Origin of the sequence: Pseudomonas sp. P5_109, assembly GCF_034009455.1 — a bacterium.
Lineage (GTDB): Bacteria > Pseudomonadota > Gammaproteobacteria > Pseudomonadales > Pseudomonadaceae > Aquipseudomonas.
In genome coordinates this window covers 4,002,492-4,018,172 of the sequence record NZ_CP125380.1, presented here as the reverse complement: position 1 = coordinate 4,018,172, position 15,681 = coordinate 4,002,492, and the positions used below count along the sequence as shown (strand labels likewise).

Here is a 15,681-nt window from a genome sequence, read left to right as displayed (position 1 = left end):
TGGCAAGCCAGCTCCTACAAAGTGGATTGCAGCCAGGCACAGATCCCGGGAGCGCCCAATAAACCGGTGGGAGCGGGCTTGCTCGCGAAAAGGCCGGCACAGCCAACATTCAATCCGGCCTCAGAGCAGGCTCCACGACACCCCGACGTACATCGCCATGCCCTCGCCGGGCGTGGATCGTGCGGCGTCCAGCCCTTTGTCGTCGTAGCCCGGCGTGACCGTGGCGGCATAGTGCTTGTCGGTCAGGTTGCGCAGGTCCAGCCAGGTCTGCCAGTCACCCTTGGGTGCGTTGTAGCCCAGTGTCGCGCCGAATATGGCGTAAGGATCGGCGTAGTAGCTGTTGGCGTAATCGACCGCCACTTTCGACACCCATTGCGTGTTGAACGCGGCGAAAAACCCCTGGGGCCAGTCGTAGCGCAGTTCGCCCTGGTAATAGTGCATCGGCAGGCCGGGCAGGCGGTTGTCGCCGAAGCGGTCATCGTCGCGGTAGTGGAAGTCACTGAAGGTGTAGCTCTGGCGCAGGCTCAACTGGCCGCCATCGCCCGGCGACCAAAGGGGACTCAGCAGGCTGGCTTCCACGCCCTGGTGCACGGTGGGGCTGGCGTTGAGTTCGTAGGGCGTGGTGGCGTTGGCATCCGGCAACACCGAAAGCAGTTCGTGGTGTACCTGGGCGTAGTACCAGGCCAGGCTCCACTGCCCCAGCGAACTGTCGCCACGGCCGCCGATTTCCAGGGTGGTAGCGGTCTGGTTTTGCAGCTTGACCGGATCACGCTGGGCGCCTGTGGCGGGGCCGCTGCCTGCCGGGAATCGAATGTTCGAGCTATAGATCAGCGACCACGGGTGCGGTGCTTCGACCGAGCGACTGAGATTGCCGAACAGTTGCAGGTCAGGTGTCAGCTGATAGCGCAGGCCCACGCGCGGGGCGTAGTCCCAGTCGTGCAGGCTGGTCTTGCCACCACTTTGCGGGTAGGTGACAGTGCTTTCACGGCGGGTGTAGATGGCGGCGAGGCCGGTGGTCAGCCACAGGTCGTCGGCGATCTCCAGGTCATTGCCCACATGCAGGACGCTGTCCGAACCCTGGTAGGTGAAGTTGCGCATCAACGTACCCGGCGCATAGCCGGCGATGTTGCCGGTGGGGATGCGCACGAACTCGCTGGCGCCGGCATTGGGCAGGTGTTTGGTTGTTCGCAGGCCCACAGTGCTGACGCTTTCCAGGCCCCAGAGCGTGTCGCGACGCTTGTAGTCGAACGTGCCGCTGACATCCGTGTACGCCACCTTCAGGCGGTTGGGCCCCTCACGCAAATCCATTGGGTAGTCGTGGTAGACCAGGCCGGCCTGGATGCTGGAATCGTCATCGATGTAGTAGGTGGTCTTGTTGCCGATAAAGGTGCTGCCCGGCTCGTCGCGGCGGTCGTCCCGCGCCACGTACGCAGGGTTGGCCGCCCGTGGATCGTGCTCGATGGAATGCTTGGTCACCCGTCCCGCGAGGTCGTTGTCGGTCTGGCGGTGGCGCAGGTAGAAGCGCGTTTCCAGGTTGGGATTGAAGCGATAACCGAAGTTGGCGATGACGCCCTGGCTCTCGCTGGCCGTGTGGTCCTGGTAGCCATCGGCGTTTGCGTCGGTCATGGCCAGGTAGTAATCGAAGTCCCCCAGCACCTGTCCGGAGCTGACCTGACGTTGCTGATAACCATGGCTACCGGTCGCGTAGCGCACCTGCAACTTTGGCGCGTCGTAGCCGGTGTGACTGACGTAATCGATGGCTCCGCCCAGGGCCAGGGCGCCGCGATCGAAACCGTTGGCGCCGCGCAGCACTTCCACATGGTCGAGCCACAGCGGCTCCAGCAGTTCATAAGGCGTGCCGCCAGGGCCGGTCAGCGGCAGGCCGTCGAGCAGGGTGTACAGCCCCGAGGCATGGGCGCCCGGGGCGCGGTTGATGCCCGATCCACGGATCGAAATCTTCACCCCTTCGTTGCCCGCCGACTGGGCATGGATTCCCGGCTGGTAAGCCAGCACATCCTGGTTGCTGGCGACGCGACCCTGCAGCGGGCGGCGCATGTCGACCACGTTGGTGCCGCCGGGCACCTGGGCCAGCCGAGCCCTGGCGTCCTCGATCACCTGGTCCTCATCACTCTGGTCCTCGGCCCCGATCAGCACTTGTCCCAGTTCCAGGCCCTGAGCCTCGGCCATGGCCGGACAAACAAGGGCCAGGCCCAGCAATGCAGTGGGCAAGTATTGAAGCGGGGGCATGGGGAAAACTCCAGACGTACGGGAACGGGCAATGAACAGTGCGACGCAAGAAGGAACGAAGGGAGCACATGGCAATTTTGTTTTTTTGTGTCCGCCTAGGGCTGGCGGCTAGCGGTTCAGCAGCGGTGTCAGCAATGCGCACATGCCGCGCCAGTGCGAACCTTCCCAGTAAATCCGTTGGCAGGCATCGCAGCGCAGGAAGTGCGAATAAAGGGCGCCAATGCGTGGCGGCACCCGCAGCCGGGCCAGTTCCGGACTGATCTCGTGCAGGGTGTGATTCAACCTTTCATGAACAGTCAATTCGCGTCTGTAACGCTTCCTGCTTGTTATCCGCAGCCTTGAAAACCAGCCAAGAAATTTATCTATATAGTCGTTTCGCTGTCCTCATTGCGGTCAGCCATGCGTCGTTTAAATAAGGAGACTCCGATGACCACTGCACATGTTTTCATCGCCACCAGTCTGGATGGCTTTGTCTCAACAGTTGGCCGACTCGCAGGTGCCTGAGGCGCTAGAGGGCAAGGTGCGTTTTTCCAACCTCTCTCCTTCAGACCTGTTGGCGGAACTGGCGAGGCGTTTGCGTCTATTTCCCGGACCATCAACTGCCCCAATTGCTTGAAATGGTCTTGCGCTGGAAGCCGGTACGCCAAGCCGTTGCAGCTTCCGCCCCGGTCGAGGGCCAACATCAGCGCTGGCAGTTCGCGTGTGCCGCGCCAGCGAGTCAGTTTGAGGCAGAACGATCGATGCCAGCCGAAGGCGGTGGCGCTACGGCTCTCCAGAAAATCGAACTCCGGATTCCAGATAAGCGAGCCATAGGCAAAGATCCAAAGCTCTTGTGGTTTGTATTCGTACAACAGTGCCTCCACCATCGCATCAAACTCTGCCTTGGTGTGTTCGGCCGTGCCCGGTTCGGGACCGGGATCGGGCTCAAAACACTCAACGCGAGCGACAAGTTCTGCCGTCAGGTCCAGTCCTTTGGCGGGCTTGGTTCTCAGGGGTGCCATATCGGTCCTCCCGCCATGGGTTAAACATTGAACGCGTGGTCAGAGTTTTTTCAGGAAACCCAGTAACAGCTCATTGACCTTGGTCGCGCGTTCTCGCTGTATCCAGTGGCCGGCGCCTTCAAGGATATGGCACCCGCGCAGTCCTGGCAGTGTCTGCGCGAAGGCTTCGATCTGCCGCGCGGAGCCCGGGAACTTCAGCACCGCGTCGCGGCTTCCGGCAATGAACATCGACGGCTGCCGGATAATGCAATCGCGCCAGGGCGCCAGCAGTGCCCATGAGCGTGTCATGTTGCGGTACCAGTTCAAGCCGCCGCGAAATCCGCTGCGGGTGAATTCGCGGGTGTAGTAGGCGATGTCCTCAAGGGTCAGCCAGGCGGGCAGGGTTTCGGGCTCGATCGTCCCCACCAGGAAGCCTTTGCCCGGCTGCAGTTGACCGAACACAAGCGCATCGGGGCCGTCACCCGAGCCACTGAAGTAGATGCGCCGGATCGACGATTCGACATCCCTTTCCAGCTCGGCCTCGGCCACACCCGGCGTCTGGAAATACTGGATGTAGAAGTCGCTGATACCCCGCGCGGCAAGCGCGCCCAGGAGTTCCACGCGCCCGGGGGGCGAGAAGGGGACGCTCATGCCGACCACTGCGCGGAACATATCGGGTCGCATCAATGCGGCGCTCCAGGCCACCAGCGCGCCCCAATCATGACCGACGATCACGGCTTGCTGTTCGCCGAGTGCGTTGACCAACTCGACCATGTCGCCTACCAGGTGGAGTGTGGTGTAGGCGTCGGGTTCGGCCGGCGCATCCGTGCCGCCATAGCCACGCATGTCGGGCGCGACCGCTCTATAGCCGGCCGCCGCCAGCGCAGCAAGCTGATTGCGCCATGAGTACCCTAGCTCCGGGAAACCGTGGCATAGCAGGACCAACGGGCCTGAGCCCTGGATTGCGACCTGCATGCGGATGCCATTGATGTCGAGTATTTCGAGGTGTGGCTGATTCATGTGTGCTTCCTGCAATTCAAGCGATGGACTCCAGCAACCGCGGCAGATTCGTCAGGGCCTGTTGTTTGCTGACAGAGAGCCGGTGCAGCTGTGCCAGTTTCTCGGTGTCGGTTACTTGCAAGCCCCTGACCACCGCGGTCAGAAAGTACAAGCGCGACTGCCTGATCCAGTGGGTCAGGCCTTCATGCTCTCCCCAGCGTAGTTGGTTACCCAGGTAGACCGCCCACATTCTGATCCAGTCCGTGGGGACGTGGGGGGTGGGGACCATTGTGCAAAGCGCGTTCATTTGCGCTTGATCGTCCAGATGGCTTTCGACATAGGCGATCAAGGCCGCGCTGAACAACGGTTGGCAACTGCTTAACATCCACAGGTTGATCTTGCTCCCATCGAACACCTTCATATCCGGCATTGTCGGGATGCCACTGGCACTGCAGTCAATGTGCAGGGCATTTGGACTTGTGGCGATGCTGCCTTGCTCGAGCACGATGCGAGTTGGCTCGATCACCTGTACCTTGCCCAGGCGCACAATGTTGTCGATGCGTCGAAGCTCACTTAATTCTGCCTGGGTGACAGTGGCGCAGCGGTAAGCCGTGGGTTCGACGGACTTATCCATGCGCAGCAGCTGACCGGATGCCTCAAGCCTTGCGAACAGGTCAGGGATCGAATCTGCGGCGGCGATGGCCTTGAGTTGTGCCGTGAGGCCGCCGATGGTTCGTTCGAAGTTATCGAGGCCAGGTTGCAGGTTGGCGCGGTCGATCAACCAGGGATCGCTCGGCATGATCCAGCAGATTTTTTCGGGCGCAATACCGTTTTGCAGACACCACAGGCAAGCGTCGATCCCGGTCTTGCCCGATCCCACCACTACGTAGCTTGCGTGTGGCTGCTGGATCTTCGGCAGGTTGTTCAGTGGCACGCATTGCACGCCGGGCTCCACCTTGTACCTGGGCGGATGGGTCGAGGGCACTGCCGTCTGGGCATGGGTGGCGTCTACCACCTTTTTGTCGACCTGGACCTGATGGTTTGCGCCGCTGACCAGCGAGGTAAAGCGGTGCTCGTCAATGCCGTCGCCGGTGTAGTTGCACATGGGGAAGTAACGGACCCGACCTGACGACAGAAACTGCTGATTCATCACCTGGTCGTAGTAGCTGACCACTTCGGCGCCGGAGGCTAGCTCATACAAGCCCTCGTTCAGTCGGGCATGGTCTTTGGTTCCACTGCCCAGTTCCCGTGAGTTGACGCCATAGAAGGCCGAGGGCTGGTGTAATCGGACAAAAGGGTAGGCATCATTCCAGTGCCCGCCTGGTCGGTCGTGTCGATCCACCATCACGATCTGTGCATTCGTTTCCTTGAGCAGTGTATCGACGAAAGCCATGGCCATCGCGCCAGCACCGATGATCAGATAGTCGGTTTCGATCAGGTTTGCTTCCATATGCTGTCGCCTTTCTGAAGGTTGCTCCTTTTGACCTCAGTAGATTAGCTAGCAATACCTGGCCGTATAGAACGAATACTCCTCACACGCATAACTGATGGAACTGAATTACGCCTCACCAGCCGTTTCTGCGGCACTGGCCGCCAGTACCGCGCGTGCCACTTCATTGGGATCGGCCGCCTGACGATACCCCGCCGGTAATTGCGACCCCATCATCGTTTCCATGCGCCGGAACAGTTCCTGGTGCTTGATCTCGTCGTTGGAAAAACGCACCAGCGCTTCGAGTGCGAGTTGATTGTCGAATACATGGGCCCGACCTTGATCGAGCATTTTCGCACTGATAAATCGCTCGACCAGGCCAAAGATGTACGCATAGGTTCGGCCCTGGATCTGGCTGAGCAGGCGTGCCTCGGCCGTGGCGAGAAAGCCCAGGCGGTCGACCAGCGAGAGTCCGTCGGGCAGGAACTTGCGCGAGAAGTCGAAACGGCGGTCCTGTAGCAAATCACGGTCGATCTGCCATTCGGTTTTTTTCGATGACCTGACCATCTGCGCATAGCGGGCGGTGTTGCCTGACTCAGAGTCGGGTAGGGTGACGACGCTGTTCATTTGGATCTCCTGTTGCACTGGGGTTGACGTCGGAGCCTCTGACCATGGAAACCGCTGGGGACAGTCCCGATCGCTGAGTCCGCGTTGGTGCTAATCTAGGCGTCGCAGTTCAGGCGGTGAATGACCAGTGCGCCTGAAAACCTGCTCAGGCGTCCGGAAGGAGGGCTGGCAATTGCTGGATGCGCTTTCTGATGTATTGCGTGTGATTCGGCTGTCTGGAGGGGTCTTCCTCGAGGCGGAACTCACTGCGCCCTGGTGCATCAACGGAAGACTCTCGGCGGATGATTGCAAACCGTTCCTGGCGACACCCCGACATATCATTGCCTCGCATTTTGTCGCCGCCGGAAGCATGCAAATACAAATCGACGGTGGTGCCGTCATGGACGTGGGGGCAGGCGAACTTATCCTGCTGCCTCGCAACGACGCCCATTCGTTTGGCAGCGATCTGAGCATTGCGCCCATGCCGGCGCGCGAAGTGATCCAGCCGCCGGAAGTTGGCGGCATATCACGGATCAAGTACGGCGGGGGCGGCGTGGCCACGCAGCTATTGTGTGGATTCCTCGGCTCTGAAACACCCTTCAGTCCGTTGCTGTCGTCGCTGCCTTCCTTATTGAAGCTGGACTTGCGTGCGACGGCTTCCGGCGTCTGGATCGAAAGCTCATTCCGTTTTGCCGTCAGTGAAATCGCGGCCGGGCGCGTCGGCTCGACAACAGTCATCGCCAAGCTGTCGGAATTGCTCTTCGTCGAAGCTGTCGGCCAGTATGTCGCCAGCCTCCCCGCCGAGCGGCGCGGGTGGCTGGCGGGGTTGCGCAATCCGCATATCGGGCGTGCACTGGCGCTGCTCCATGCCCGTCCGACCGAGGGCTGGACGGCTGAAGCCCTGGCGCTGGAGGTGGGCATGTCGCGCTCGGTGTTCGCGGAGCGCTTCACGGCGTTGGTCGACCAGCCACCGATGCAATACCTGACGCTCTGGCGTATGCATGTGGCGGCTCAACAGCTGCGTGAAGGTCGTGGCAATGTGGCGCAAATCGGCTTTGCAGTGGGCTATGAGTCCGAAGCCGCGTTCAGCCGCGCCTTCAAGCGCCAGTTCGGTACATCCCCCGGCACTTGGCGCAGGCAATCGGTATGAAAGCGTTTGGTACCAGCCGTAATGTTGTTCGCTTGAGTTTTGTTGCGTCAGGCAAGCATTTCGCAATGCCGGATCAATCGAAAGTAACCCTGGTGCTCCTTTGTGGGGGCGAGCCTGCTTGCGAAGGCGGCCTGACAGCCGGCCTGTCTTTTGTTTTGATTGTGTACATATCCGTTGCTGCGGTGATGGCGGCTTATGGTTTCGCCCTTACGGCGAGTCCCTTTTGGCAAACGCCCCAAAAGGAACCAAAAGGTCTCGCCCCTGGCGTCCGGCCCCTCGCCTAGGCTCGGCGTTCCTTCGCTCCGGCATTCATCCGGGGGCATCGCCCTCCGGTTGGCTTCGCTGGCACCTACATGCGATGAGTTCGACTGCGTCGAACGGCGCTGCGCGCCAATCCCCGGATGAACACCTCCCCTCAGCCTCCCGAGGGGGCGGGTGAGTCAAGATCAAGAGCTGCAGGCGAGCTAACGCTCGGCCTGATGAGTGGTGAGGGGCGTGGGTGTACGTCGATTTGCCTTTGCTCTTCTGTGGGAGCGGGCTTGCTCGCGAAGGCGGCCTGTCGGCCGACCAATTTCTTTCAGATGTACTCAATCCCTGTAGGAGCCGGCTTGCCGGCGATGGCGGTGTGTCAGGTGCAGCAGTGTTGGCTGGGATGACGTCATCGCCGGCAAGCCAGCTCCTACAGGGAGGTGTGTACAGCCTAGCGATCAGGCCGGCCGGTAGGCCGCCTCGGTTTGGCTTTGGCTTTTGATCTTCTTGCCCCCTCGAGAGGCCGAGCCTGGGCGAGGCACCGAACGAAAGGGGCAAGAGCCCTTTGGTTACTTTGGGGCTTTTTTTCCAAAGTGACCCGCTGTAAGAGCGGAACCCTAAGCGGCCGTTACCGCAGAAACGGATATGCACACCGCCCCACCACGTCTTAAGTGAACAACATTTCGGTGCCAGCCGGACATTCTGGACATAATCAAGGTCCAGATCTCGATTATCCGGCTTCACGCATGACGATTCCCGGCCCTACAGGCAGTACTGGCTGGTGGGCAGCACATCGATTTTGTCGAAATCGAGGAAGCGGCTGCAGCTGTCCATCATCACGGCCAGGTTGTGCTGGAATTTCGCTTCGTCGCCCACCGCATCGAAAAAGGCCATGGGATCGGTCATGGCCGCCGGCGGAAAACATTCTTCGACGATGGCATCGATCCGTGGAGCGCCGTGCGTCAAAGCCAGCACCACCAGGTTTTGCACGTATTGGAAGTTATCTTGCGTGTCCACGGCCACCGCCGTGTGATGGTTGCGCCAGATGTCCAGCCAGGCCTCGGGAGTCAGGCGTGGAGGGCGGGTCAGCAGGGCCAGTTGGGCGAACCCGTGGGTACGTTCACCGGGCGTTGCGCGGAAGCGAGTATTGGCGATAGCGACCGACTCGCAGACCAGGTAGGCGGCCATGCGCGCCGTTGCCGCATTGATCACGTCGTCGAAAGGGCGACGAGCCGGCCCGTTGGCGCTGTCCAGCCACAGCGACAGGCTGCCATCGGGCAGTGGTCGATTGTTTTCCTGGCGCAGGCCGGCTGCAGGCTGCACATCGGCATCGGACAGGTTCAGTTGCACAGCACGGGCACCGAGTGCCTGCAATTGCCCGGCGACCTCACTGCGCAGGCGATGGGCGAAGGTATCAGGACTGACTTGAGTATCACGCCACAGCAGGTAGATGACTTTTTCCATAGCTATCGAGCTCCTCGTTGCGGTTGATGGATGGAGCAGCGGTCGTGCTGCCTGGTCCACCCGAATGACCGAAAATCCCTGGCGTCATAGTCAATCAAGGTCAGCCTTGGGTAATACCTCAAACAGACTATTGACCAACGATATGAGGGCAATGGCTTCGCTCGACGTCGGGCAGCCCTGCAAAACAGCAGCTAAGCTTTCGTGCGCTGGGGCGGCAGTGAGACGTGTTGCCTTGGAGTATCTATGTCGGGCAAGGGAGCCATCCGCCATGAGTGCCGAACAGAGTCATTACAGCCCGCCGACCCTCCTGGTGGTCGATGACACACCCGATAACCTGATGCTGATGACTGATCTGCTCAAGGATCGCTACCGGGTCAAGGCCGCCAATAGCGGTGAAAAGGCTTTACGCGTACTTCAGGGCGACACACTTCCGGACCTTATCCTGCTAGATGTGATGATGCCCGGGCTATCGGGCCATGAGGTGGCGCAGCAGCTCAAGCGTGACGCGCGTACCCGCGACATTCCGATCATCTTTCTGACGGCCATGGCCGCGACCGAAGACGAGATCCTTGGCCTGGAGCTGGGCGCTGTCGACTACATCACCAAACCGATCAGGCCGGCGCTGGTCCTGGCGCGGGTGGATACCCAGCTCAAGCTCAAGGCCGCGCAAGACTTCCTGCGTGATCACAACGACTATCTGGAAAAGGAAGTGGCGCGCCGGACCCGCGAGGTGATTGCGATCCAGGATGTGGCCATCCAGGCCATGGCTTCACTGGCCGAGACTCGCGACAACGAAACGGGCAACCATATCCGGCGGACCCAGCACTACATCAAGGTGCTGGCCGAGCATCTGCGTGATCATCCGCGTTTCAGTCATTTTCTTACCGACGACACCATCGCGTTGTTGTTCAAGTCGGCGCCGCTGCACGACATCGGCAAAATCGGCATTCCCGACCATATCCTGCTCAAGCCGGGACGCTACACCGAGCAAGAGTTCGAGATCATGAAGACTCATACGACGCTCGGGCGTGACGCCATCCAGCATGCCGAGGACCAGCTCGGCATTCGCTGCGAGTTCCTCAGCCTGGCCAAGGAGATTGCCTACAGTCACCAGGAAAAGTGGGACGGCAGCGGGTATCCCCAAGCGCTGGCGGGTGACGACATCCCCATCAGCGCCCGGTTGATGGCAGTAGCGGACGTCTATGACGCGTTGATCAGCCGTCGGGTCTATAAATTGGGGATGCCTCACGCGCAGGCCGTCGAGATTATTCGTCAGGGGCGAGGCACGCACTTCGATCCGGACGTCTGCGATGCCTTCCTCGATTGCGTTGAACAGTTCCAGACCATTGCCGCGCGTTTCGCCGATACCGATCAGGACATGGCCGCCAAGCGGGCGGCCCTGGAGCGTACCGGCCAGACTCCGTGAACCCGCTGTTACCCCTTTGTCAGTGTTTTCACCAGGTCCTTGAGGATAGTCATGGCCCGATTGCGCAACCTGCTTGAGCGCCTGGCGCTGCTTCACAAACTGATCCTGGGTTTCGCTGCGCTGCTGCTGTTGGTGCTGGTGCTCGGCGTGCAAAGCCTGCGCACGCAGCAATCGCTGAAGCAGGACATGCAGAACCTCTATCTGCAGGAACTGGTCGGCATGGAGCACCTGCAGGAAGCACGGGTGCTCCTGCCGCAAATGATGCAAGGATTGCAGCGTGCGGTGGGCACCGACAGCGCACAGATTCGCGTCGAATCCCTGCAGCGGTTGCGTGATACCCAGGATCGCCTGCAGCAGGCGGTGGCCCATGCAAAAGTGACCCTCAAGCGTGCGGAAAACCTGGCGCGTCTGGCTGAATTCGACCTGCTGTTGCAACAATTGCAGGGCCAAAGCGACCGGGCCTTCGTGTTGATCGACCAGGGCCAGCAGAGCAAGGCGCTTTTGCTGCTCAATAGCACTGAGTTCCAGCAAATCGCCGAGCAGGCCGACGCCCTTTTGTATGCGATCGCCCAGATCAAGGAAGCCTCGATTCGCGACACGGCCAAGGACATCGCCGAGTTTGCCGAGCACAGCACCATGCTCACTTACGTACTGTTGTTCGGTGGCTTGTCGCTGGCATTGCTGTTGTCCTGGGTCGTCAGCCAGTCGATTCGCAATCCGCTCAACCGGGTGCGAGTGGCGGTCGATCACTTGGCCTCGGGGCAGCTCGATCAACCGATTCCCCATACCGACCTGAACAACGAAACGGGTGATCTGGCGCGGGCCATCGCCAAACTGCAGACCGAGTCCCAACAACTTGAGCGTCAACGCTGGATCAAGGCGCATACCGCACAATTGCAGGTCGATCTGCAGCAGGCAGAAACGCCGGAGGAACTGGCGCAGGTGTTCCTGCAATGCATGGCGAGCCTGCACGGAATTTGCCAAGGGGTGCTGTACAGCGCACAGGAGGACGCCGGGACGCTGCAGCTGATGGGGCGTTATGCCACCGATTCCGAGCGGCCACCCGAGGCGCAAGTCATGTTCGGCGATGGCCTGCTGGGGCAGTGCGCGGTGGATCGCCTGCCACGTCAGTTTCAGGCGATGCCGGAGCAATACTGGCGCTTGCGCTCGCCGCTGGGCGAGGTCCCGGCCCGCTGCCTGCTGCTGCAACCCATTGTGCGTGGCGAGCGCTTGCTGGGAGTGCTCGAACTGGCTGGCCTGGAACCCTTGGGCGAGCGCGAATTGCTGCTGTTGCAGGAAGCCACCCCACGTTTGGCCGCAGCCATGGCGATTCTCGAGCGTAATCAGGCGGTCAAGACCCTGTTGGCGGAAACCCGGCGCCAGGCCAACGAAATGGCGGAACAGGCGCTGCAACTGGAGCAGCAGGCGCAAGCACTCGAATCCCAGCAATCGGCGTTGCGCGCCACCGAAGCCTGGTATCGCGGGATTATCGAAGCGGCGCCGGACGGCATGCTAGTGGTGGATGCCGAAGGACAGATCCTGCGCACCAATCGCCAACTGGATCAGTTGTTCGGCTATAGCGCCGGTGAGCTGCTCGGCGAGTCCATCGATCGCCTGGTGCCGTTGGCCAGTCGAGGGCGCCACGTGGCGCTGCGCAAAGGCTTCATGGCCCACGGCGAAACCCGCCAGATGGGCGCCAACCTCGACGACCTGCAAGGCGTGCGCAAGGACGGCAGTCTGTTCTCGGCAGAGATCAGCCTGTCACACCTGCCGAGCCTGGAAGGGGGTGGAGCATGCGTGTGCGCATCGGTGCGTGACGTGAGCGAACGCCGTCATCTGCAGGCGGCACTCAAGGCCAGCGAGGCACAGTTGCGCTCGGTCCTGGACAGCAGCCCGGTGGCCATGGTGATCAGAGACGTCGATGGCCGTCCGACCTACTGCAATCCGCAGTTCGACAGCTTGTTCGGAACGCGTCTGGCTGAGCTCGAGGGTGTGGATCCGGGGCAGTTCTGGGTCGACCCTGCGGCGCACCAGCGCTTTCTTGAAGCGGCATCGCAAGGTCCGGTGCTGAACTTCGAGACGACCCTGAAACGTGCCACAGGCGGGCGCGTCGACGTACTGGTTTCGTCCGTCACGATGACGCCGGGAGAGCGGGGCATGGGGGCCAACTGGTACTTCGACATCACCGCGCGCAAGATCGCCGAGGCCGAGGTACAGCGCGCCCGCGAGGCCGCAGAAGAGGCGACCCGGGCCAAGAGCAATTTCCTCGCCACCATGAGTCACGAGATCCGCACGCCGATGAACGCCATCATCGGCATGAGCTACCTGGCACTGCGAACCGAACTCGACCATCGCCAACGCAACTACATCGAAAAGGTCCATCGCTCGGCGGAGTACCTGCTGGTGATCATCAACGACATCCTCGACTTCTCGAGGATCGAGGCCGGCAAGATGCACCTGGAACACATTCCTTTCCACCTTGAGGACGTGCTCGACAGCTTTGCCAGCATGATTGGCCTGAAAGCCGAGGATAAAGGCCTGGAATTGCTGTTCAGTACAGATGCCGAACTGCCGACCGCCTTGATCGGCGATCCATTGCGACTTGGCCAGGTGCTGATCAACCTGGGCAACAACGCGACGAAGTTCACCGAGCAGGGCGAAATCGTGCTCGGAGTAGAGCGGCGCGGCTCGGCAGCAGAGCAGGTACAGTTGCATTTCTGGGTACGTGACAGCGGGATCGGCATGAGTACCGAGCAGTGCTCGCGCCTGTTTCAACCGTTCAGCCAGGCCGATAGCTCCACCACCCGCAAGTACGGTGGCACCGGGTTGGGCCTGGCCATCTCCCGGCATCTGGTGGAATTGATGGGCGGACACATCTGGGTCGAGAGTGAGCCGGGCCTTGGTTCCACTTTTCATTTCGAGGTGAGCCTGGGCGTGCAGCGCGACAATCAACTGCGGCGCATGGTGACCGCCGACGAATTACTGGGCAGCCGTGTGCTGGTGGTCGATGACAACGCCAGCGCGCGCGAGATCCTGTCCAGCATGGCGCGCAGCTTTGGCGTGGAAGTGGACGTTGCGCACAGTGGTCGGGCCGCACTGGACATGCTGGTGGAGGCCGAAGCCAAGGTGCTGCCCTATGATCTGGTGCTGATGGATTGGCGCATGCCCGGCATGGACGGTGTGGAGACGGTACGGCAGATGCGTGCCGCCAAACTGGCGCAAACGCCGTCGGTGATCATGGTCACGGCTTTCGGTCGCGAAGAGGCTCGCGAAGTGGCCAGCCGGCACGGCATTCAACTGCCGGTGGTACTGACCAAGCCAGTGACGCCGTCCACTTTGCTTGAGGCGCTGGGCACAGTGCTCGGCAAGATACCCCAGGCCGATACCCGCACCAGCGAACGACTCGGTCAGAGCGCCAGCGCCATGGCCAGCCTGCGTGGCGCGCGATTGCTGTTGGTGGAAGACAATGAGCTGAATCGCGAGCTGGCCGGTGAACTGCTGGAGAGCGCCGGGATCGAGCTGTGTCTGGCCATTCACGGTGAAGAGGCACTCGCGCAACTTGAGCGTGACGGGCAATTCGATGGTGTATTGATGGACTGCCAGATGCCGGTGATGGACGGGTATACCGCGACCCGCAAGATACGTGAGCAGTCACGTTGGGCGAATCTGCCAGTGATCGCCATGACGGCCAATGCCATGGCGGGAGACCGCGAGCGGGCGCTGGCCTGCGGCATGAACGACCACATCTCCAAGCCCTTGAACGTCGACGACATGTTCGCCACGTTGGCCAAGTGGATACATCCGCGAGCTGACCGTGGCGCGAAGTCGGCCGATGTTTCAGCGCTCACCACGGAGTCAGCGGCGAGTCTGCCAGCCAGCCTTCCCGGTATTGATTTGAACGCGGGCCTGGGCACCTGCATGGGCAAGGTCGAACTCTATCTGCGCCTGCTGCGCAAGTTTCGCTCCAGCCACCAGGCTTTTTGCGCCGAGTTCCTGGCTGCCCGAGGTCAAGGCGATCCTTCGGCGGTGGTCAGGCTGGCCCACACCTTACGGGGTACGGCGGGCAACATTGGTGCCGTTGAAGTGGCGAACGCCGCCGCCGCGCTGGAGCAGGCATGCCAAAGCGATGGGGCGCAGCAGGAGCTGGCCGACCGGCTGGCGGAGGTTGAACGCTGCCTGACACCGGTGCTGGAAGGATTGTCGGTGCTCGGCGAAGCGACATCGTCCGCAGACTCATCGAGCGTGCCACCGGGCAGCGAGTGGCATGTGCAATTGGCCCACGCCCGGTCTCTGCTGGCCGAGAGCGACACCCAGGCGCTGACGGCCTTGCTCAAACTGCAGGGGCTGGCTTCAGACCCGCGGATGACCGAGCAGTTGCTTCGGGTTGTGCGGCAAGCGGAGTGCTTTGACTTCGATCAGGCGCTGGAGTTGCTGGAAAACCTGTCCTGATCCATCGCCATGAGCGGACATGCGAGTCGTGTTTCCAACAATCCTCATACCCGGCTCAGGCCGTGTAGAATTTCAGGCCAGCACCCCATTATTTCGAAAAAAATGCCTGCACACATTCGCCTGGCTTTACCCGATGACGCGCATTTGTTGCCCCGTATTGAACGGAGCGCTGCGCAAGCATTCCGTTCGATCGAAGAACTGGGTTGGCTGGCGGACGCCGCCACCATGACAGTCGAACGTCACAGGCAGTTGATCGCGTTTTCAACGTGCTGGGTGGCAGTCGATGCTGATGCCCGGCCTCAAGGTTTCCTGAGCGCAGAACGCCACGGCAGCGATCTTCATATCTACGAGTTGTCGGTCAGGCGGTCCGCGCAGGGGCAGGGCTGGGGGCGAAAACTGGTGGAAACGGCGATGGACTATGCGCGATTGCAACAGCTGGCTTTGGTGACGCTGACAACGTTCACACAGGTGCCCTGGAACGCGCCCTTTTACCGGCGGCTGGGGTTTGAGCATTGTGCGGGGGCAACGTTGGATAAGCGCCTGGCAGAGATCCTGGCTCAGGAATATGCCTGCGGTTTTGCACCCGATAGTCGCTGTGCAATGTCATGGCGGGTGCCCCAGGTGCCATAGCGTGCGCCAACCACAGGTCTGCAATCGGACCCGCCAGGAAGGCGGGCCCGAA

General features: G+C 61.2%; 10 protein-coding genes and 3 pseudogenes. 6 read left to right on the top strand and 7 right to left on the bottom strand.

Features of this window, described 5'->3' with window-relative positions; translation table 11 throughout:
- Window positions 1–120: 120 nt before the first annotated feature.
- A complete protein-coding gene (locus tag QMK54_RS18020; RefSeq protein ID WP_320401032.1) occupies window positions 121–2,247 on the bottom strand; it encodes a TonB-dependent receptor family protein in 2,127 nt (708 codons plus the stop codon).
- Between the two features lie 108 nt (window positions 2,248–2,355).
- Window positions 2,356–2,583, bottom strand: coding sequence for a Mut7-C RNAse domain-containing protein (locus QMK54_RS18015; RefSeq protein ID WP_413787375.1), 228 nt, complete (start codon window positions 2,581–2,583; stop codon window positions 2,356–2,358).
- Window positions 2,584–2,710: 127 nt separating this feature from the next.
- Between QMK54_RS18015 and QMK54_RS31220 the strand changes: the two are divergent.
- A pseudogene (locus QMK54_RS31220) lies at window positions 2,711–2,815 on the top strand (dihydrofolate reductase); the annotation flags it as partial.
- A 25-nt stretch (window positions 2,816–2,840) separates the two neighbouring features.
- On the opposite strand, the pseudogene QMK54_RS31215 reads toward QMK54_RS31220, so the two are convergent.
- The 4 genes and pseudogenes from QMK54_RS31215 to QMK54_RS17995 all read right to left on the bottom strand — a co-directional run.
- Window positions 2,841–3,113: pseudogene (locus tag QMK54_RS31215) on the bottom strand (gamma-glutamylcyclotransferase); the annotation flags it as partial.
- A gap of 174 nt (window positions 3,114–3,287) precedes the next feature.
- Entirely contained in the window at window positions 3,288–4,247 is a 960-nt protein-coding gene (locus QMK54_RS18005; protein ID WP_320401030.1) for an alpha/beta hydrolase, read from the bottom strand.
- A gap of 16 nt (window positions 4,248–4,263) precedes the next feature.
- Window positions 4,264–5,676 carry an NAD(P)/FAD-dependent oxidoreductase gene (locus tag QMK54_RS18000; RefSeq protein ID WP_320401029.1) on the bottom strand — a complete coding sequence of 471 codons (1,413 nt, stop codon included), beginning with the start codon at window positions 5,674–5,676 and terminating at the stop codon, window positions 4,264–4,266.
- A gap of 135 nt (window positions 5,677–5,811) precedes the next feature.
- Window positions 5,812–6,282, bottom strand: a pseudogene (locus tag QMK54_RS17995) (hypothetical protein); the annotation flags it as partial.
- Between the two features lie 172 nt (window positions 6,283–6,454).
- On the opposite strand from QMK54_RS17995, the gene QMK54_RS17990 reads away from it, so the two are divergent.
- Both QMK54_RS17990 and QMK54_RS17985 read left to right on the top strand, forming a co-directional pair.
- Entirely contained in the window at window positions 6,455–7,411 is a 957-nt protein-coding gene (locus QMK54_RS17990) for an AraC family transcriptional regulator (RefSeq protein WP_320402927.1), read from the top strand.
- Window positions 7,408–7,695, top strand: a complete 288-nt coding sequence (locus QMK54_RS17985) for a hypothetical protein (protein ID WP_320401028.1) — start codon at window positions 7,408–7,410, stop codon at window positions 7,693–7,695. The genes QMK54_RS17990 and QMK54_RS17985 overlap by 4 nt, the downstream gene beginning before the upstream one ends.
- Window positions 7,696–8,422: 727 nt before the next feature.
- Here QMK54_RS17985 and QMK54_RS17980 read toward each other — a convergent pair.
- Entirely contained in the window at window positions 8,423–9,124 is a 702-nt protein-coding gene (locus QMK54_RS17980) for an EthD domain-containing protein (RefSeq protein ID WP_223590924.1), read from the bottom strand.
- A gap of 268 nt (window positions 9,125–9,392) precedes the next feature.
- Here QMK54_RS17980 and QMK54_RS17975 point away from each other — a divergent pair, with 268 nt between their 5' ends.
- The 3 genes from QMK54_RS17975 to QMK54_RS17965 all read left to right on the top strand — a co-directional run bounded on the left by QMK54_RS17975 (window position 9,393) and on the right by QMK54_RS17965 (window position 15,629).
- Window positions 9,393–10,550: a two-component system response regulator gene (locus tag QMK54_RS17975; protein ID WP_320401027.1), complete on the top strand. Its 1,158-nt coding sequence runs from the start codon at window positions 9,393–9,395 to the stop codon at window positions 10,548–10,550.
- 51 nt (window positions 10,551–10,601) lie between these two features.
- Complete coding sequence (locus tag QMK54_RS17970; protein WP_320401026.1) at window positions 10,602–14,999, top strand: response regulator; 4,398 nt, start codon at window positions 10,602–10,604, stop codon at window positions 14,997–14,999.
- Window positions 15,000–15,101: 102 nt separating this feature from the next.
- The gene (locus tag QMK54_RS17965; RefSeq protein ID WP_223590939.1) at window positions 15,102–15,629 is read left to right on the top strand and encodes a GNAT family N-acetyltransferase; all 528 of its coding nucleotides are present in this window, start codon (window positions 15,102–15,104) and stop codon (window positions 15,627–15,629) included.
- Window positions 15,630–15,681 lie beyond the last annotated feature (52 nt).